The 17,967-nt window shown below is 68.5% G+C and carries 16 protein-coding genes and 4 pseudogenes; 8 read left to right on the top strand and 12 right to left on the bottom strand.

Annotation, left to right across the window (positions count from 1 at the left end; all coding sequences use genetic code 11):
• Positions 1 to 72 precede the first annotated feature (72 nt).
• Entirely contained in the window at positions 73 to 1,821 is a 1,749-nt protein-coding gene (gene ctaD / locus QA802_RS34175) for an aa3-type cytochrome oxidase subunit I (protein WP_334530997.1), read from the top strand.
• Between the two features lie 164 nt (positions 1,822 to 1,985).
• Here ctaD and QA802_RS34180 read toward each other — a convergent pair whose 3' ends face one another.
• A complete protein-coding gene (locus QA802_RS34180) occupies positions 1,986 to 2,132 on the bottom strand; it encodes a hypothetical protein (RefSeq protein WP_334531000.1) in 147 nt (48 codons plus the stop codon).
• A gap of 57 nt (positions 2,133 to 2,189) precedes the next feature.
• Here QA802_RS34180 and QA802_RS34185 point away from each other — a divergent pair.
• Positions 2,190 to 2,333, top strand: a pseudogene (locus QA802_RS34185) (glycoside hydrolase family 15 protein); the annotation flags it as partial.
• Between the two features lie 240 nt (positions 2,334 to 2,573).
• Here QA802_RS34185 and QA802_RS34190 read toward each other — a convergent pair.
• Entirely contained in the window at positions 2,574 to 3,065 is a 492-nt protein-coding gene (locus QA802_RS34190) for a hypothetical protein (protein ID WP_334531006.1), read from the bottom strand.
• A gap of 171 nt (positions 3,066 to 3,236) precedes the next feature.
• On the opposite strand from QA802_RS34190, the pseudogene QA802_RS34195 reads away from it, so the two are divergent.
• Positions 3,237 to 3,317, top strand: a pseudogene (locus tag QA802_RS34195) (IS5/IS1182 family transposase); the annotation flags it as partial.
• Positions 3,318 to 3,336: 19 nt separating this feature from the next.
• Here QA802_RS34195 and QA802_RS34200 read toward each other — a convergent pair.
• A complete protein-coding gene (locus tag QA802_RS34200) occupies positions 3,337 to 3,870 on the bottom strand; it encodes a TerD family protein (protein WP_334531009.1) in 534 nt (177 codons plus the stop codon).
• A gap of 162 nt (positions 3,871 to 4,032) precedes the next feature.
• Between QA802_RS34200 and QA802_RS34205 the strand changes: the two genes are divergently transcribed.
• Positions 4,033 to 4,305, top strand: coding sequence for a hypothetical protein (locus tag QA802_RS34205; protein ID WP_334531012.1), 273 nt, complete (start codon positions 4,033 to 4,035; stop codon positions 4,303 to 4,305).
• 38 nt (positions 4,306 to 4,343) lie between these two features.
• Here QA802_RS34205 and QA802_RS34210 read toward each other — a convergent pair whose 3' ends face one another.
• Positions 4,344 to 6,062, bottom strand: a complete 1,719-nt coding sequence (locus tag QA802_RS34210) for a cellulase family glycosylhydrolase (RefSeq protein ID WP_334531015.1) — start codon at positions 6,060 to 6,062, stop codon at positions 4,344 to 4,346.
• A 512-nt stretch (positions 6,063 to 6,574) separates the two neighbouring features.
• Between QA802_RS34210 and QA802_RS34215 the strand changes: the two are divergent.
• The 3 genes and pseudogenes from QA802_RS34215 to QA802_RS34225 all read left to right on the top strand — a co-directional run.
• Positions 6,575 to 6,991, top strand: a pseudogene (locus QA802_RS34215) (SDR family NAD(P)-dependent oxidoreductase); the annotation flags it as partial.
• Positions 6,991 to 7,521 (top strand): annotated as a pseudogene (locus QA802_RS34220) (alpha/beta fold hydrolase); the annotation flags it as partial. The pseudogenes QA802_RS34215 and QA802_RS34220, both read left to right, overlap by 1 nt.
• Positions 7,522 to 7,626: 105 nt before the next feature.
• Entirely contained in the window at positions 7,627 to 9,303 is a 1,677-nt protein-coding gene (locus QA802_RS34225; RefSeq protein WP_334531018.1) for a CocE/NonD family hydrolase, read from the top strand.
• Positions 9,304 to 9,913: 610 nt separating this feature from the next.
• On the opposite strand, the gene QA802_RS34230 is transcribed toward QA802_RS34225, so the two are convergent.
• Positions 9,914 to 10,228, bottom strand: a complete 315-nt coding sequence (locus QA802_RS34230) for a DUF8825 domain-containing protein (RefSeq protein WP_334531021.1) — start codon at positions 10,226 to 10,228, stop codon at positions 9,914 to 9,916.
• 410 nt (positions 10,229 to 10,638) lie between these two features.
• On the opposite strand from QA802_RS34230, the gene QA802_RS34235 reads away from it, so the two are divergent.
• The gene (locus QA802_RS34235) at positions 10,639 to 11,004 is read left to right on the top strand and encodes a transposase (protein WP_334531023.1); all 366 of its coding nucleotides are present in this window, start codon (positions 10,639 to 10,641) and stop codon (positions 11,002 to 11,004) included.
• Positions 11,005 to 11,174: 170 nt separating this feature from the next.
• On the opposite strand, the gene QA802_RS34240 is transcribed toward QA802_RS34235, so the two are convergent.
• The 7 genes from QA802_RS34240 to QA802_RS34270 all read right to left on the bottom strand — a co-directional run bounded on the left by QA802_RS34240 (position 11,175) and on the right by QA802_RS34270 (position 17,893).
• Positions 11,175 to 11,486: a zinc ribbon domain-containing protein gene (locus QA802_RS34240; protein ID WP_334523451.1), complete on the bottom strand. Its 312-nt coding sequence runs from the start codon at positions 11,484 to 11,486 to the stop codon at positions 11,175 to 11,177.
• Positions 11,483 to 12,631 carry an IS607 family element RNA-guided endonuclease TnpB gene (tnpB, locus tag QA802_RS34245; RefSeq protein ID WP_334531026.1) on the bottom strand — a complete coding sequence of 383 codons (1,149 nt, stop codon included), beginning with the start codon at positions 12,629 to 12,631 and terminating at the stop codon, positions 11,483 to 11,485. Before tnpB ends, QA802_RS34240 begins: the two co-directional genes overlap by 4 nt.
• Positions 12,628 to 13,203 (bottom strand): IS607 family transposase, encoded by a 576-nt coding sequence (locus tag QA802_RS34250; RefSeq protein WP_334523457.1) that lies wholly within the window; start codon positions 13,201 to 13,203, stop codon positions 12,628 to 12,630. Before QA802_RS34250 ends, tnpB begins: the two co-directional genes overlap by 4 nt.
• Positions 13,204 to 13,556: 353 nt before the next feature.
• On the bottom strand, positions 13,557 to 14,645 hold the full coding sequence (locus tag QA802_RS34255) for an S-(hydroxymethyl)mycothiol dehydrogenase (RefSeq protein WP_334531029.1): 1,089 nt from the start codon (positions 14,643 to 14,645) through the stop codon (positions 13,557 to 13,559).
• Positions 14,646 to 14,649: 4 nt separating this feature from the next.
• On the bottom strand, positions 14,650 to 15,525 hold the full coding sequence (locus tag QA802_RS34260) for a 3-hydroxybutyryl-CoA dehydrogenase (protein WP_334531032.1): 876 nt from the start codon (positions 15,523 to 15,525) through the stop codon (positions 14,650 to 14,652).
• Positions 15,522 to 16,748 carry an acyl-CoA dehydrogenase family protein gene (locus QA802_RS34265; protein WP_334531035.1) on the bottom strand — a complete coding sequence of 409 codons (1,227 nt, stop codon included), beginning with the start codon at positions 16,746 to 16,748 and terminating at the stop codon, positions 15,522 to 15,524. Before QA802_RS34265 ends, QA802_RS34260 begins: the two co-directional genes overlap by 4 nt.
• Positions 16,749 to 16,774: 26 nt before the next feature.
• Positions 16,775 to 17,893 carry an alcohol dehydrogenase catalytic domain-containing protein gene (locus QA802_RS34270; RefSeq protein WP_334531038.1) on the bottom strand — a complete coding sequence of 373 codons (1,119 nt, stop codon included), beginning with the start codon at positions 17,891 to 17,893 and terminating at the stop codon, positions 16,775 to 16,777.
• Positions 17,894 to 17,967: the final 74 nt, after the last annotated feature.

A 17,967-nucleotide genomic window follows, 5' to 3' on the forward strand; every position in this document is an offset into this window, starting at 1 on the left:
GATCCGGTATTGGCAGATTGGTCCCTGCAGTAGTTCGCCCGGTAAGTGACCTCACGATCCGAGGAGAGTCGCATGAGTGCGACACCCGACGCCGAAGAAGCGGCGGCAACCGCCCCGTTGCGTGCCGGGCCCAGCAGTGTGGGAAGCATCGTGGTCAGTTGGGCGACCACGACCGACCACAAGAGAGTCGGAACGCTGTACATCACGACATCGTTCGCGTTCTTCCTCGTCGGCGGTGTCATGGCGCTCCTGATGCGCGCCGAGCTGGCCCGGCCGGGTCTGCAGATCATGTCGAACGAGCAGTTCAACCAGGCGTTCACGATGCACGGCACGATCATGCTGCTGATGTTCGCGACGCCCTTGTTCGCCGGTTTCGCCAACTGGATCATGCCGCTGCAGATCGGCGCGCCCGACGTGGCCTTCCCGCGGCTGAACATGCTGGCCTACTGGCTGTACCTGCTCGGCTCGCTGATCGCGGTCGGTGGCTTCCTCACGCCGCAGGGCGCGGCCGACTTCGGCTGGTTCGCCTACGCGCCACTGAACAGCGTGGTGCGCTCACCAGGCATCGGCGCCGACATGTGGATCATGGGTCTGGCCCTTTCCGGGTTCGGCACGATCCTCGGCTCGGTCAACTTCATCACCACCATCATCTGCATGCGCGCCCCGGGCATGACCATGTTCCGTATGCCGATCTTCACCTGGAACGTGCTGCTCACCGGCGTGCTGGTACTGGTGGCCTTTCCCGTGCTGGCGGCCGCGCTCCTGGTCCTGGAGGCGGACCGGAAGTTCGGCGCTCAGGTATTCGACGCGGCCAACGGCGGGGCGTTGCTGTGGCAGCACCTGTTCTGGTTCTTCGGCCATCCAGAGGTGTACATCATCGCGCTGCCGTTCTTCGGCATCGTCTCCGAAGTCCTTCCCGTGTTCGCCCGCAAGCCGATGTTCGGCTACGTGGGCCTGATCGGCGCGACGATCGCGATCGCCGGCCTGTCGATCACGGTCTGGGCGCACCACATGTTCGCCACCGGCGGTGTGCTGCTGCCGTTCTTCGCTTTCATGTCGTACTTGATCGCGGTGCCGACCGGGGTGAAGTTCTTCAACTGGACCGGCACGCTGTGGAAGGGCAGTCTCAGTTTCGAGACGCCCATGCTGTGGGCGCTAGGCTTCCTGGTCACCTTCCTCTTCGGCGGGCTGACGGGCGTCATCCTGGCCTCCCCGCCACTGGACTTCCACGTCACCGACTCGTACTTCGTGGTGGCCCACTTCCATTACGTGGTCTTCGGCACCGTGGTGTTCGCGATGTTCTCCGGGTTCTACTTCTGGTGGCCGAAGTTCACCGGGAAAATGCTCGACGAGCGCCTCGGGAAGATCCACTTCTGGACGCTGTTCGTCGGCTTCCACACGACGTTCCTGGTCCAGCACTGGTTGGGCGCGGAGGGCATGCCACGCCGCTACGCCGACTACCTCGCCGCCGACGGCTTCACCGCGCTCAATTCGGTCTCCACGATCGGAGCCTTCCTGCTGGGCTTGTCCACGCTTCCCTTCCTCTACAACGTCTGGAAGACCGCCATGTACGGGCGTGCGGTCAAGGTCGATGACCCGTGGGGCTACGGCCGTTCGCTGGAGTGGGCCACGTCTTGCCCGCCGCCGCGGCACAACTTCCTCACCCTGCCGAAGATCCGCAGCGAGTCTCCGGCCTTCGACCTCCACCACCCGGACGTCGCAGCCCTGGACCAGGCGGAGAACCTGGGCCGGTACGCCGACGCCCGCCGTGGCTCAGCCCCCGCACGCACGAACGGCCTGGACGACGGTGCCAAGGACTGAGGCGGAGGCGGCGCACAGATGGACAACCAACACGGCGCCGGCATCGCCCCGCCACGGCGTGGCGGTGAACCAGTCAGACCTCGATGCGGCGTCCCGGCAGCGAAACTTGCATGGAGGGGCCTTCGGCGGGACCGTGGAAAGGTGTTCCGCTGGCGAGTGTGGCCTCAGCTCATGGCCGCGTTTGCCAAGATGCGCGGAGGGCTGAGGGCAACGCAAAGGCATGGTGCGCAGCCGCCCGACATCGCGATGATGTCGGTGGTGGCGTTGACCGTTCCTCTTGTCCTGCTGGAGCTGGCGATCAGCGACAGCACGGTGAGACTGTCCCTCCCCTCGTAGCGTAGAGACCATGACTGCAGGGGAAGTTGGGAGAGATGCTCACCTACGCCAACCATCTGGGTCTGTACGCCGAGGAGATCAGCCACACCGGCGAGCAACAGGGCAACTTCCCGCAGGCGTTCACCCATTTCGCCCTGATCAGCGCCGCGTTCAACCTGGACCCTGCGCTCGGCTGAGGAACCGGCATCCAGGCCCTGCCCGCCCGGCACCCCGACGCCGAGATCCTGACCGCCCCGAGAACAGGCCGTGCTGATGCGGCTCTGACGAAAAGTGCAGTAGCTGCTGAGGGAACTGGAGCGTTCCCCTGGCTGGGCATAGGCCCAGCCAGTCGACGCCACACCGTCGCCGGCTGCGTCGACGCCCCGTCATGGTGCGGCCGGACACCGTGACCGGCAGCGATCCATCGCGGACCTAACTCATCGCGGGAGTTTCGCGGTGCGCTCGGGGTGGGCCACGGTGATGTACCGCATCGCGGTCTGGGCGCGGATTCCGAACAAGCGCATCAGGTGAAGCGGGTCGTCGACCTCGAATGCCTCGTCGCGGATCCGGTCTTGCCGCAGCGTCGGCATCGTGAGTCCAGTGGGCCGGAAGATGGCGGTGAACGTGGTGCCGATGGGCGAGTGAGTGGTGTCTACCGCGGTCCAGCGGTTGATCAGCAGATGCGGGTTGGTCGTCACCGGCCAGCGGCGGTGACGTTCGCGGAGCCACGCGGAGGCGCAGCGGTGGGTGAGTTCGTCCAGGTAGATGATGTGCCGTTTGCCAGGACGCCGGACGATGAGCCGCTCACGAGACAGGTCGAGGTCGGTGACCGGAAGCCGGCGGATGTCGGTGCCGCTGAGCGCATGGATGCGGTGAATCTCCTGCAGGAGCCCCGGGCGGTCCGGGTTACCCAGGTCTGATGCACTCAAGTCGGCGGCTGGGTGGGGGAGGAAGTCCCGTCCCGCTCAGGCGCGGCGCGGAACGGATTCGCTCCTTGTGGTCCCGGCGGCGATCAGAGCGAAGCCCAGTGCGAGGCGAGCGTGTCGTGCCTTCGTAGGCACGTCAGGCCGATGAGCGCACGCTGGTGCGGCGGGAGTTTGATCCGCTCGCGGCACGGCCCGCGTCGTCGGCGGCCGGCCAAACTTCACGCCGACAGGGGATACGACTGCGACCACCGACGGTGCGAGCGCTGCCGCTTGGTCAGGGCTGTGGGGTGCTGCCCATCTCGGCGGTGAAGATCACGGGGTCGCTGTCGAACCCTCGGACCATCTCGTGGAACTCCCACGTTCCGGAGGTGTCCCTGGTGAACTCCGCGACCGTCGCGGCGGTGTGTCCGGAGAGCTGTGCGAAGTCGTCTTTCAGTAGCTCTCTGTATCCCTCGACAACCAGAACTCCGGCGTTCGATATGTCACCGAAGGTTTTGGGGCCGCTGTTCTGGTGGATCGCCACACCCACCACCACCCGTGCGAAGGAGGGAGCGAGGCGATCGAACTCCAGGGTCATCGCTTCGACGTAGCCGAAGCCCTGCCCGGTCTGGCTGTGCCGACTCATATTGATGGTGCCGTCCGGTGAGCGGCTGTCGAAGTGGACGACGTACACCGGCCGCCCGTAGGGGGCGTCCGCCGAGTAGGTCGCGGCGATGATGTCGAGATGATGAGGTGGCTGATTCCAGGGACTCGGGTCCCACTTGAGCCGTACCTCGGCCTTTCCCGCTCCGTGGTTGTCGCTGCTCACCGGATGACTGCCTCTCCCGTAACGCGCTGTCACGGGATGGTCCCCGCATGGGCAAGTATGGCTCTCGGCCGTCCTGTTGAAGCCTCGCGCGCTTAGCTCGCGGATCGGGCTGGGCGGTGTCAGACGTCTTTGGCGCCGGCCAGTCCAGGGGCCGGTGAGTTTGTGGATGCGTTCCAGGCGATAGTTCAGGGCGCGCACGCTGAGGGTGAGGCGGCGGGCGGCCTCGGCGGCCGGCAGGTCGGCGGCGCGCAGGACGGGGTCGTCGAGATCGAGGCGCTCGGCGAGTTCCGGGGCGTTGAGAGCTTCCTCGTAGGACTGGACGACGCCTCAGGGACCGGGCTGGGGGCGGCCGACGGCGACCCGGCCTTCGCCGGTGGCGGCGTGCGCCTGCTGCCGGGCACGTACAGCGAAGCGCCCGTCACCAGCCAGTACTGAAGGTCGCGCAGCCTCGCGACTTCCCGATGGGCCCGATTTCAGGCGGAGGTACCGGTGACCGCGGTGCCGGACCTGGTCAGTGTGTACGTCAGTCGCGTCCCGCTCCAGAAGTAGAAGGTGAGGGTCACGGCGGCGCCGTCGGTGACATCGCTGAAGAACGCGGTCGGCAAGGTGATCGTGCCCGCGGTGTAGTCCGGCGTGAAGGCCACGTTGAACTGCTTGTATGTCGTCCAGGACTGCGGACCGGCGGGGCTGCCGTCGGCATATACGGCTTCCATGGTCGCCAGCTTGTCCCCGTTGAACGCGGTGGGTATCACCAGCGAGGCGGTCGTACCCGTCGCGCTCGTCAGCACCGGCTTGTCATAGGTGATGACGTTGACGGCCCAAGGAATTCCCTCCGTGAACCGGAGGGACAGGACGGCGTTCGTGCCGTGCTCCTGCGACGCGGTCAGCCGGCCGAGAGTAGCCGCCGCGATCGTCAGCGTGCTGCCGCTGACGGTGTAGTCCACGCCCCGGACCAGATGACGGGTGCCGACATCGACCCTCGTCAGCCTGGTGCCGTTGAGGTTCAGCGTGATCGTCGCGTCCGCCGGGGTCCTGCCCTTGGGCACAAAGAGCTGATCGGTGGAGGCGGTGCCGGAGCGCCCGGTCCAGCTCGAACGTATCTGCGCATAGAGGCTCGGGTCGTTCCATTGCATGGTGCGGCGGTTGAAGCGACTGCCGTTGTCCCACAGCATCGTGGTCAAGCCCCGGTATCGCGCGTAGTGGCCGAGATACTCGAGGTACTTGAGCGTCTCTCCCTCTTCGACCGTGCCGGGGCCGGAGTCCCAGCCGAGCAGCCCGTACTCACCGACGACGGCCGGGATCCCGTTGGCCACGAAGGCCTTATGGACCAGGTCGAACGTGTCGGTCAGGTCCTGCTGGGTGGCCGCGTTGAAGGTCGTGTAGCCGGCGAGGTTCACGCTGAAGGGCCAGAAACTGTAGTAGTGGACCGAGGCCACGAGATTCGGGTCGTCGAGCGCGGCGAAGGTGGCGACCAGGCTGTCGATCTTGGGCTGATCCGGGGTGTCCCCCAAGGTCGGCATGACAAGCAGCCGGTCGGCATTGCCTCCGCCGGTCGAGCGCACAACGGAGTGGAACGTCGTGTTGAGCTCGTTCATCAGAACGGCGTTCTGCTCGTCGCCTGAACTGCCGGTGAAGAAGGGCTCGTTGACGCTCTCGAAAAGCAGTCGGCGCGACTCGTCCCGGAAGGTGGCCGCGATCTGCTGCCAGGTTGCCGTGTACTGGGCCAGGACCGCGTCATGCTGGGCCGGCATGTTCAGCACCCACTGCCACGCGTCGCCGTGCATGTTGATCAGAACGTGGAAACCATCGGCCAAGGCCCAGTCGACCACCTCCTTGATCCTGGCCAGGAACACCGGGTCGAGGGTGTAGGCCGGAGCCGGGCCCTCGTGCTGGCCCCAGGTCACCGGGATCCGGATGCTCCTGAAGCCCTGCGCCTTCAGCCTGCGGAAGAACGCCCGGGTCACCCGCGGGTTGCCCCACGCCGTCTCGTCGGCGCCGATGGCCTCGAATGTGTTGCCCAGATTCCAGCCCGGCTGCATGTCTGCGACCACGTCCAGCGCGGACGCCGACGCGGCGGAACCAGCGGACCGGGCAGCGGCCTGGGCGGCCGATGGGGTGGACAACGCCGCGACGGCGAGGGCCGCGGAGGTCGTCATGGCCTGGCGGCGAGTGAAACCGGCTGAACTCGGCATAGAACTCTCCATTGAGTCGAAAGGCCTGCCCTCATGTCGGCGGCGTCAACGCAACGTCGAAGCGCTTCGACACGTTGCGGGAGCCTAGCGCAGCCTCGCGACGGAGAGAACGGGCCGATCCGCATGGAAACTGCATCGAGTCCGAAAGGACCTGCGTCGAAGCGCTTCCCTGCAGTGGGTTCGTCAGGCGCGGTGTCGCGCAGGCTCGTCGGGGTTCCCTGCTCATCTGCCGCCGACGCCGACGGGATCGGCGGTCGCCCGGCGGAGGATCTCACGCGGAGTGGGTCAGGCCGGGGAGATCTCACGCCTCCACTGCGCCCCGCCCGCGAGCAACGGCCCGGAACGTCCCGCCAAGCCACGGGCTATCGAGACGCTCGGGCTCTGTCCTGGTCCGGGGCAGTGGGTGCGGGGACGCCTGCATATCAGCTGGGGAGCAGGTTGGGCTTGCGTATGGAAACCGATCGGTTTACTGTGATGGAAACCGATCGGTTTCTCATTCTGTGGAGGCAGTCATGACCGCACTCAAGGGCGCCAACGTCTTCGTCACCGGCGGCAGCCGAGGCATTGGCAAGGCCCTGGTGGAAGAGCTGTACGCGCGCGGTGCCGGCAAGGTGTACGCCACGGCCCGCGACCCGCGCACGGTGAGGCACCCGGACGCGGTCCCGGTGGCGCTGGAGGTCACCGATCCGGCCTCCGTGGCGGCGGCCGCCGCGCAGGCGCAGGACGTGACCGTGCTGATCAACAACGCCGGTGCCGTGGTCGGCGCGTCGTACCTCGACTCCCCGGTCGATGACGTACGACGGGAGTTCGAGACCAACTTCTACGGCCCGCTGCTGCTCACCCGGGCCTTCGTGCCGGTCATCGAGCGCAACGGCGGCGGCCACCTCCTCAACGTGCACTCCGTGCTGTCCTGGCTGGCCCTCGGCGGCTTGGGGCGGTACTCGCCCTGACCACCGCGGCCGACCTGCCCGAGCGGGTCCGGCGCGTCGTCGCGGTGAACACGTACGACTTCCCCGGCGGGATCGCCCGGTCCAGTCTCCTCGCCCGGGTGGTGGTCAGCGGTGTCCTCACTCCGGGGGTGGGCCCAGTGGTCGCCGGGGTGGAACCCAAGCCCGTCGTCCGCAGGATCCTGCAGGGCGGGCTGGTCGACAAGACCGCGCTGCGGGAGGACTACCTCGACGAACTCCTCCAGGTGGGCAGCCGCCCCGGCTACTCGACCGTCGCCCGGGCGGTGTACCAGAGCCTGCCCGGCCTCATCGCCGCCCGCTCGCGCTACCCGGAGGTCAAGGCACCCGTCCACCTCGTCTACGGGGAGAAGGACTGGTCCCGTCCTTCGGACCGGCAAGCCGACAAGGAGCTGCTGCCGGCCGCCGATTTCACGCAGGTGCCGGGAGCAGGCCACTTCATCGCCTTGGAACGGCCCGACCTGCTGGCCGACCTGCTCAACGCGGTGGCGTGACCGCCCCGAGGGCGCCGTAGCCACCCCCGTTCGGGTGTAGTGCGGGACGGGGGCCACGTTCGACCATGTGTCCGACAGCGTCGTGGCATGCAAAGGAGCAGGCCCGTGGCAGAGATTCAGATCGAGTTCGATGTTCCGGCTCAGATGCGTGACGGCACGGTGCTGCGCGCCGATGTCTACCGCCCCGGAGGTACGGGGCCGTGGCCGGTGCTGCTGAGCCGGCTGCCGTACGGCAAGCAGATGGCCCTGGCGATCGCCCTCCTCGATCCCCTGGCGGCGGCTCGGCGTGGCTTCATGGTGGTCATCCAGGACACCCGCGGCCGGTTCGCCTCCGAGGGTGAGTGGGAGCCGTGGACGTACGAGGAGAGCGACGGTTACGACACCGTACGGTGGGCCGCCGCCCTTTCCGGCTCGAACGGCTCCGTCGGCATGATCGGCGCCAGCTACTTCGGCAACACCCAGTGGATGGCGGCGCTGTCCAAGCCGCCGGAGCTGAAGGCGATCGCGCCGATGGTCACGTGGTCCGACCCGGACGACGGACTGTGGACGCGCGGCGGCGCGATCGAACTCGGCATCACCGCGCCCTGGTCCCTCATGATGGGCGCCGACGCGCTGATGCGCCGTCACAGCACCGACCCGGCCACGCTCGTGAGCAGCCTCGGCGGTCTCGTGCAGGATCTCGACGGCCTGGCCGACGGCGGCTACGGCGAACTGCCCGCCGGGCGGTTCCCCGCGTTCGTTCGGCATGATCTGCCCGAGCTGGGCTACGAGCGTTCCCGGCGGGAGCCCGAGTGGGCGCGGTCCTGCCGTGTCGCGGGCCGGCACGACGAGGTCGACCTGCCCACCTTCCAGGTCGGCGGCTGGTACGACATCTTCGCCCAGGGCACGCTCGACAACTTCACCGCCATGCGCCGCGCCGGCCGGTCCGCCACGCTGATCATGGGTCCGTGGAGTCACGCCAACCAGCAGCACGTCATCGGCGACGTCAACTTCGGGTTCGGCGCGAACTCCGCTTTCATGGGCATGCGCGGACCCCTGCACGGCCTCCAGTTCGACTGGTTCCAGCGTACGATCGGCGACGGTGAGGCGCTGGAGCCGGACACGGGCAGGGTGCTGCTGTTCCTCATGGGCGTCAACCAGTGGCGCGAGGAGACCGAATGGCCCCTGTCGCGGGCCGTGGACACGGACTTCCACCTGCGCGCCGACGGACGCCTGACGCGGGAGCCGCCCGCTGTCGCCGAGCAGGCCGAGGAGTTCACCTACGATCCGACGGATCCGGTGCCCACCACCGGCGGCGCGTCGCTGCTGTCCGACGAGTTCCGTCCCGGGCCGCTCGACCAGAGGGCCGTGGAGGCGCGCGAGGACGTCCTGGTCTTCACCACCGAACCCCTCGCCGAGGACGTCGAGGTGACCGGCCGCGTCCGGGCGCTGCTCTTCGCCGCCACGGACGGCCCCTCGACCGACTGGGTGGCACGCCTGTGCGACGTAGACGAGAACGGTGTCTCCCGCAATGTGGCCGACGGCATCGTGCGGGTGCGCGCGGCGTCACCGGGCGAGGCGGCCGAGCACGTCGTGGACCTGTGGTCGACCAGCATCGTCTTCCGGGCAGGTCACCGGATACGGGTCCAGGTCACCTCCAGCAACTTCCCCCGCTGGGACCGCAACCTCAACACGGGCGAACCCGAGGAGCGCGCGACCACGGCCCGAGTGGCCCGCCAGCAGGTCTTCCACGACCCCACCCGGCCCTCCCGCATCATCCTGCCCGTGGTGCCTGCGGCCTGACCGCAAGCGACGGGAAGGCCGACCGATCGGCTGCTCCAGTGGGCAAGAGCGCCGGAGCAGTCATGTCGGCTCGGTCGAAGAGCGGCAGGCACCCTGCGGCAGAGGCGATGACCTCCCACGGGCGCCTGCCCCTCGGCAAACGCCGCGGTGAAGATTCCTCGGTCAGCAGACCGACCGGGTTCCGCTCGACCGGCCTGCGATGGCGAGGCCGGATCCGGAGGCGGCGGCCACCCGGTCGAGTACGGCACCGAGGGCCTGGGCCAAGGGGGCACGAGTGGCCCGCCTGCTCGATCTGATGCCAGAGTTGGCCACCGCATGCCAGTACCCGGATCCCGAGGGCGTGCAACAACAGGCCCTGGACCTGGAGTTTGAGCCCAACACGGATCCACTGCGCCGAATGCTCTTGGAGTTCATCGTCGGCAGGCCCGGCGGGCGGATGGTCGAGGACCTTCAGCAGTACACGCTGTTCGAGACGGTCTACCGTCCCGCGCAGGTAATCTCGCTCATCGAGAAGACGCGGGACGGCAAGGTCGTCGCAACAGGGCCACGCCGTGTCACCAAGAAGACCCGGGTGTTCCGTACGCCGAGAAGCCTGGACAAAGCGAGCTTTTTAGGGCTGATACGTCGCGTTGGCGGGTTCCACGGCTTGAGCTGTGCGCGCGGCGGCGAAGACAGCCCTGCGGGCACTGAACGGGTCGTGGGTCGTGGGCAGCCCTGGGTGGGTCGCCAGTACGGCGGCCAGTCGCCTGCACTCTTCCCGGGCTGCGAGCCACCGCTCTCGTTCTGCGTGCGTGAGGTCGATTCGTCCCGCCGCGATGTCCGCTCCCACCGGGAGGGTGTCGGCGAGTGCCTTCAGGCGCTGAAGGGCGGAGTCCAACGCCGGCCTCGCCGCCACTACAGCGCCGGGAATCTCCCAGCCGTCCACGCTCCAAGTGGACCTGTACTCGGGCGGCGGTTCCTTCGACAGCCAGTCGGGGACATCGATGGGATCGCCACTGTCGCAGGGACGCGCGAGGATCGGGTAGATCGCCGTCGGCGCGGCAAACCGGATCCGCTTGATGCTCAGAATGCGGCGCGAGCCGTATTGAGCGGGCGTGCCCGCGCCCGGGCGAAATCGGGCGACGGGCCGGTGCAGATCGCGAGAATGTACAAACTAACGAAGGTGTCGGCCGTCAAAGCGCGCACGCAGGCCATCAATGAGCTCAAGTCCCCCCTGATTACTGCGGATTCTGCCTTGCGGGAAGAACTGGCCGGACTGGGCAATGCCGAACTCTTCCGGACCTGTACGCGGTTCGCCGCGCGAGCAGTTGCGAGGAGGAGGACGGTGAGGAGTGGGTGCTGCAGGCCACTCGGATCACGCTGGGTCTGCTGGCTCACCGGATCGGCCAGCTCTCCGAGCAGATTCGGGAGGTGGACGTTCGTCTGACCCGGCTTGTGGAACGGCATGCCCCACAGCTGCTCGACGTGGTGGGGATCGGCCCGGACACGGCGGTCACGTTGCTGATCACGGTGGGGGACAACCCGGAACGGCTGGACAGCGAGGCGTCGTTCGCCGCGCTGTGCGGTGTCAGCCCTGTCGAGCGTTCCTCGGGACGCAGGCGATTCCGTCGCCTCAACCGCGGCGGCGACCGGCAGGCCAGCGCCGCGCTTCACCGCATCGTGTTCACCCGCCTGCGGGTCGACCCGCGCACTCAGGACTAATACGAGCGGCGGATCAAGGAGGGCGAGACGCGGCGCGAAATCGTCCGCTGTCTCAAACGCTACGCGGCCCGGGAGGTCTTCCACCTGGTAAAACAGCTACAGCCAGCCGTTGCTCAGAGCCTCAGCGGCTCTCAGCATTCCGGGCATTCCGGCCCGGAAGGTCCGTCTCATCACCAGAGCGTGAGGGCTTCGGCTTGAGTACGGTCTCTCGCTTCCGTCTGCCGCTGGTGCGGCAGGGTTGCGCCACCTGCCCGCCCCGCGCTCGCCTTGCGGCGGGGGCGGGTGGCGCGGGTCTTGTGGTCGGCTCCACGAGGCTTCGACACCGCCGGGGCGGTGTCCTGGTCTCCGGCCACTCCGGTACCAGTCACGCAGGCTGCCGCGAGAGCGGCGAGGTTGAGTGCGGCGTTGTCGTCCCGGTCGAGAACCAGGCCGCAGGCGTCGCATTCGTACGTCCGGACGTGCAGCGGCAGCTTGGCTTTCACCGCGCCGCACCCGGAACAGGTCTTCGAGGACGGGTACCAGCGGTCCGCGACCACCATGCGGGGGCGTGGCGCTGGAGGGTCTTGTAGTCGAGCTGGCGGCGAATCTCCCCGAACCCGGCGTCGGCGATACGGCGGGCCAGGCGCCGGTTGCGGAGCATCCCGGCGACGTTGAGGTCCTCGACGACGACAGTGCCGTACTCGGCCGCGACACTCGTGGTGAGCTTGTGCAGGGCGTCTTCGCGGAGGTTCGCGACGCGGTGGTGGACCTTGTTCCGCTGGGCGTTGGCCTTCTCCCACCGCTTCGAGGGCTTCTGGCCGGTCCTGCGGTCGGGGCCCTGGCGGCGGGAGACGACACGGGACGCGCGGCGCAACTGTTTGCGCGCCTGGTCGTAGTGTCCGGGGTTCGCGACGGTGCGGATCTCGCCCGTGCTGTCGGCCGTCACCGCGAGGGTCTTCACCCCGAGATCGATGCCGACCGTCACGTCCGGGCGCGTGACGCGCTCGAGGTCGTGCTTCACCTCTGCCTGGAAGGACACGAACCAGCGTCCGCGTTCATGCCGGACCGTCGCGGACAGGATCCGGGCCGTCCCGCCCTGGACACGGTTGAGGAGCTTGTGCGTCGGCTCGTGGACGCGGACCGTGCCCAGCCGGGGCAGCGTCACGTGCCGGCCGTCGGTGTCGACACGGATCGTGCCGGTGGTGAACCGGCAGGACGGACGAGCCTTCCGCTTCGACTTGAACCGGGGCGCGCCCACCCGCTTGCCGCGACGCTTGCCGTTCTTCGACTTCGCGTAGTTGTCGAACGCGGCCGACGCGTTGGCCAGGCCGGTGCTGTACGCCTCCTTGGAGTTCTCCTGCCACCAGGACGCGAAACGCGGGTCGGTGTACTTGGCGGTGTTGAACGCCTTCCGCAGGGCGGGCAGCGACCACGGCCGCCACTCGGTCAGGTCCTCCTCGGGGACGCCGTAGGTCTCCTCGGCCTTCCGCTGCCACCACGAGGCGGTCACCCAGCCGACAGCCCAGTTGTAGGCGGCCCGCGCGGCACCGCAGTGCGAGCGCGACGCGGCCTCCTGGGCGGCGTTCGGGTCCAGGGCGAAGCGGAACGCCTGGACCACGAACCCGGGCTGCGGCTGGAACTTCTTCACTCGGCGGCCTCGCCGGTCGCTACGGCCACCGCGCGGGCGGCCCGGTTCTTCGCAGCCCGCCGCCCGTACAAGCGCGCACACATCGACGTCAGTACCTCGGTGATGTCCCGCACCAGGTCATCGGCGGTCTCGGCGGGGTCGAGGACGACCAGCCGCCGCCCGGACGCCGATAGCACGGCCTCCAGGTGCTCGACGCCGAACCGGGCCAGCCGGTCGCGGTGCTCCACCACGATCACCGCCGCTTGCGGGTCGGACAGCAGCCGGTGCAGCTTGCGGCGCCGCCCGTTCAGCCCCGAGCCGACCTCGGTCACGACCTGCGCAACCGGCAGGCCGAGCCCGGTAGCTCCTTGGACCACGCGGGCGACCTGCCGGTCAAGGTCCGGCTTCTGGTCCGCCGATGAGACCCGGCAGTACGCCACGACCCGGCCGGATGCCTCCGAGGCGGGCTCGTCGACCAGCCACGTCCCGGATGGCGTCTGGCGCACAGGGACCGGCATACGGCCCTCTTTCGCCCACGCCCACGCGGTCTGGTAGTGCACGCCGTTGCGTGCCGCCCACTCGGAAAGCTTCACACGATCAAGATAGCAGATGAGAAACACTGAGGTTTACTGATGAACCACGCAGCAGTTGTCAGCCCCCCGCTCATAGGGGCTGTGTGAGAGCGGCGTTCGACGAGGAGCCGGCAGGTGCAGCCCGTCGGGGGTTTCTGAGTAGGCGGGGTTGCAGCGTCCGGGGTGGGCATCATTGTCGTCGTCATCATCGGAACAAGGACGCGGCGACGACACGCGGCTTACACCCGATGCACAGTACGTGACTCGGGAACTCTCCGCGACCAACCAGGCTCGATGATTTGTTTATGCAAAGTTCAGCGCTCTTTTGACGGATCTGCTGCACTGCCTGCCCCTCGAGGCCACGCGGGCGCCCATCACAGCACCACCACCGAGCGCAGGACGTTTCCGTGGTGCATCCGCTCGAACGCCTTCTCCACCTCATCTAGTTGGATCGTCTCGGTCACGAACGCGCCCAGGTCCAGGCGGCCTTGCAGGTGCAGGTCGATCAGCATCGGGAAGTCACGGGAGGGCAGGCAGTCGCCGTACCAGGACGACTTCAGCGATCCACCCCGGCCGAAGACGTCCGACAGCGGCAGCTCCAGCTTCATCTCCGGCGTCGGGACCCCTACCAGGACCACCGTGCCGGCCAGGTCGCGGGCGTAGAACGCCTGCTTGTACGTCTCCGGACGGCCCACCGCCTCGATCACCACGTCCGCGCCGAAGCCGCCGGCCAGCTCACGAATCGCCTCGACCGCATCCGTCTCACGGGAGTTGACGGTATGGGTGGCGCCCATTTCCCGGGCCTTGGCCAGCTTGGCGTCGTCGATGTCCACCGCGATGATCTTCGCCGCGCCGGCCAGACGGGAACCCACCACGGCCGCATCGCCCACCCCGCCGCAACCGATGACGGCGACCGTGTCGCCCCGGCCCACATTGCCGGTGTTGACCGCCGCACCGATGCCGGCCATCACTCCGCAGCCGAGCAACCCGGCCACCTGCGGCGCCACCGACGGGTCGACCCTGGTGCACTGCCCGGCCGCGACCAGGGTCTTCTCCGCGAAGGCGCCGATGCCCAGGGCGGGCGAAAGCTCCTGGCCACTTGCGGCGAGGGTCATCTTCTGCCGGGCGTTGTGGGTGTTGAAGCAGTACCAGGGCCGCCCGCGCCGACAGGCCCGGCAATTCCCACACACCGCACGCCAGTTGAGGATGACGAAGTCACCGGGCGCGACATCGGTGACGTTTGCGCCGACCGACTCCACCACGCCCGCCGCCTCATGGCCGAGCAGGAAGGGGAAGTCGTCGCTGATGCCGCCCTGCTTGTAGTGCAGGTCGGTGTGGCACACCCCGCATGCCTGGACCCGAACCACCGCCTCACCGGGGCCGGGACCAGGGATCACGATCGTCTCCACCCGCACAGGCTCGCCCTTGCCCGGAGCGATCACACCACGTACTTCCTGCGCCATGAGGTCAGCTGCCCTTCTCGGAGTAGTCGTGGAAGCCGCGCCCGGACTTTCGGCCCAGCAGACCCGCCTCCACCATGCGCAGCAGCAGGGGAGGCGGGGCGTGCTGCGGGTCCTTGAAGTCCGCGTACATCGCCTCGGCGATGGCGGTGAGGGTGTCCAGGCCGATCAGGTCGGCCAGGCTCAGCGGACCCATGGGGTGGGCGCAGCCGAGGACCATGCCGGTGTCGATGTCCTCCGCGGAGGCGTGGCCGGACTCCAGCATCCGGATCGCCGAGAGAAGGTACGGCACGAGCAGGGCGTTCACCACGAACCCGGCGCGGTCCTGCGCGCGGATCACCTTCTTGCCCAGCACTCCGGTGACGAACCGCTCCGCACGCGCTTGAGCTTGAGGAGCCGTCAACAGCGACGGGACGATCTCGACCAGCTCCAGCACCGGCACGGGATTGAAGAAGTGCACCCCGATCACCTGCTGCGGGCGCGTCGTGGCCGTGCCCAGTTTCATGATGGGCAGGGAGGAGGTGTTCGATGCCAGGAGGGCGTCCTCCCGGGTGACGATCCGGTCGAGCTCGGCGAACAGCTCGACCTTGACCTTCTCGTCCTCCGTAGCCGCCTCCACCACCAGGTCCCGGTCGGCGAGATCCGTGAGGTCGAGGGTGACCCGCAGCCGGTCGAGTGCGGCGTCCCGTTCCGCGCCGGTGAGCTTTCCACGTCGTACGCCCCGGTCGAGCGAGGCGGTGATCCGGGCCCGGCCGGCCTCGGCCGCCCCAGGACTCACCTCGTGGACCACCACGTCCAGCCCCGCCCGGGCGCAGACCTCGGCGATGCCCGCGCCCATCAGACCGCAGCCGACGACCCCGACTCTGCGAATGTCCGAACTCACCGGAAGGCCGCCTGCCCCGTCAGCGCCTGGCCGATCACCAGGGTGTGCATCTCGACCGTGCCCTCGTAGGTGAGGATCGACTCCAGGTTGTTGGCGTGCCGGATGACCGGGTACTCCAGCGAGATGCCGTTGGCGCCCAGCACGGTGCGTGCGGTGCGGCAGATCTCCAGCGCCGCCCGGGTGTTGTTGAGCTTGCCGTAGCTGACCTGCTCGGGACGCAGGCCCCGGTCGTCCTTGGTGCGGCCCAGATGCAGGGCCAGCAGGAAACCCTTGTTCAGCTCCAGGGACATGTCGGTCAGCTTGGCCTGGGTCAGTTGGAAGCCGCTGATCGGGCGGCCGAACTGGACCCGGTCGCCGGCGTAGGCCAGCGCCGCCCGGAAGGCGGACCGGGCGGCGCCCATCGCGCCCCAGGCGATGCCGTAGCGGGCCTCGCTCAGGCAGGACAGCGGTCCGCGCAGTCCCCGCACGCCGGGCAGGACCGCACTGCCCGGCAGCCGTACGGAATCCAGCACCAGCTCGCTGGTCACCGACGCCCGCAGCGACATCTTGTGCTTGATCGCGGGTGCTGAGACGCCCGGCGTGTCGGTGGGGACGACGAAGCCGCGGATGCCGTCCTCCGTACGCGCCCAGACGACGGCGACATCCGCCACCGAACCGTTGGTGATCCACATCTTGCGGCCGTCGAGGACCCAGTCTCCCCCACTCTCGGCTTCGCTCGAGCGGGAGGTGCCCCCACCGTCGCGGCGGGCGGCGGTGCGCATACTGCCGGGGTCGGAGCCGGAGTCGGGTTCGGTCAGGCCGAAGCAGCCGATGGCCGTACCCGCCGCCATCCGCGGCAGCCACTCCTCCTTCTGCTCCTCGGAGCCGAAGGCGTGGATCGCGTACATGGCCAGGGAGCCCTGGACGGAGACCAGGGAGCGCAGCCCGGAGTCGGTCGCCTCCAGTTCCAGGCAGGCCAGGCCGTAGTCGACCGCGCTCATGCCGGCGCAGCCGTAGCCTTCCAGGTGCATGCCCAGCAGGCCGAGTTCACCGAGCTCCTTGGTGAGTCCGCGGATGTCCTCGATCTCCCCCTGCTCGAACCAACCGGCGATGTGCGGGTCGACGCGCCGGTCGCAGAAGGTGCGCACCGCCTCGCGCACGGCGCGCTCGTCCGGCGTGAGCAGGCTGTCGAGTTCCAGAAGGTCGAGGGGGTCGGCCGGTCGCCCGGCTTGCTGAGCGTGCATCACATTCTCCAGGGATCTCGCAGGGGTCAGGCCGTGGCCGTCGGGCTGATGATGAAGTTGCTGAAGCCGCCGTTGCGCACGGCGATCCCGCTGATGGCCTCGTTGACCTGCTCCAGGGGGTACACCTCGTGCTCCAGGGGGCTCAGGTCCAGCAGACCGGCCTCGACCATGTCGGCCATGGCCTGGCCCTCGCCGGAGGTGAACCACGCCGAGCCGATCAGCCGCAGCTGCTGGTCCATCATCCGGTGGATGTCGATCGGCAGATCACCGGCCATGGCGCCGATGTTGACGGCGATGCCGCCGCGCGCCATCGCCCGCATGCCCGCCCGGAACGTCTCGTGCGGGGCGCCCGGGCCGAGGGCGTCGATGTAGATGTCGGCGCCGTAGCCGCCGGTTTCCTCGCGGACCCAGTCGTCCAGCGGGCCGTCGTCGAGGGAGTGCAGGTGCAGCCGGCCGCCCGCCAGCTTGCCGACCTGGTCGAGGAGGGCCTTGTCCCGGCCGGTGCCGTACACGTGGGTGAGGCCCATGGCGGGAGCGAGGAGCGCGGCAGCGATGCCCAGCGTGCCGCTGATGCCGTTGATGAGGATCGTCTTGCCCGGACCGGCCTCGGCCTTGCGCAGTGCCGAGTACATGGTGCCGATGTAGCCGAAGCGGGCGGCGGCCTCGAAGGAGAGCGAGTCCGGCAGCTTCACCAGACTGTACGCCGGAGCCACCATGTACTCGGCGAGGCCGCCCTGGTAGCGGTCGAGCAGGTCGACAGCGGTCGGGGAGAAACCGAAATATCCGGCGAAGGCGTAGCTGGCACAGTTGATCGAGTCACCGCTGCGACACGAACGACAGGAGCCGCAGGAGCGGCCCGGGTTGACGTAGACCCGGTCGCCCGGCTTGAACGCCTGGACGCCCTCGCCGACCGCCTCGACCACGCCCGCCGGATCGAGGCCGAAGATCGCCGGCAGGGTGGGCAGGGGGCTGTGGGGGAACCACGTGGTCCACATGTTCAGGATGTTGGCGAGGTTGGGGACGATGTTGACGGCGTGGACGGCCACGCGGACGTCACCGCGGCCGGGCTCGGGAACGGGCAGTTCCTCGAGCTTCATCGGCTCGCCGACGCGGTGCATCCGCGCGGCTCGCATGGTCGCACTCATGGCGTCTCCTCGGGGTGAGGGTAGGGATGGGGGAGACGGCACCAACGGCGGCGCGGTCTCGGGGTGTTGTAGGA

The sequence above is a fragment of the Streptomyces sp. B21-105 genome (assembly GCF_036898465.1).
In the GTDB taxonomy this organism is placed as follows: domain Bacteria; phylum Actinomycetota; class Actinomycetes; order Streptomycetales; family Streptomycetaceae; genus Streptomyces.

Bases quoted from the DNA above. Each gene is read 5' to 3' on its own strand.
- ctaD (WP_334530997.1), top strand. From the start codon at position 73: ATGAGTGCGACACCCGACGCCGAAGAAGCGGCGGCAACCGCCCCGTTG.
- QA802_RS34210 (WP_334531015.1), bottom strand. From the start codon at position 6,062: ATGCCGAGTTCAGCCGGTTTCACTCGCCGCCAGGCCATGACGACCTCC.
- QA802_RS34255 (WP_334531029.1), bottom strand. From the start codon at position 14,645: ATGGCGCAGGAAGTACGTGGTGTGATCGCTCCGGGCAAGGGCGAGCCT.
- QA802_RS34265 (WP_334531035.1), bottom strand. From the start codon at position 16,748: ATGCACGCTCAGCAAGCCGGGCGACCGGCCGACCCCCTCGACCTTCTG.
- QA802_RS34270 (WP_334531038.1), bottom strand. From the start codon at position 17,893: ATGAGTGCGACCATGCGAGCCGCGCGGATGCACCGCGTCGGCGAGCCG.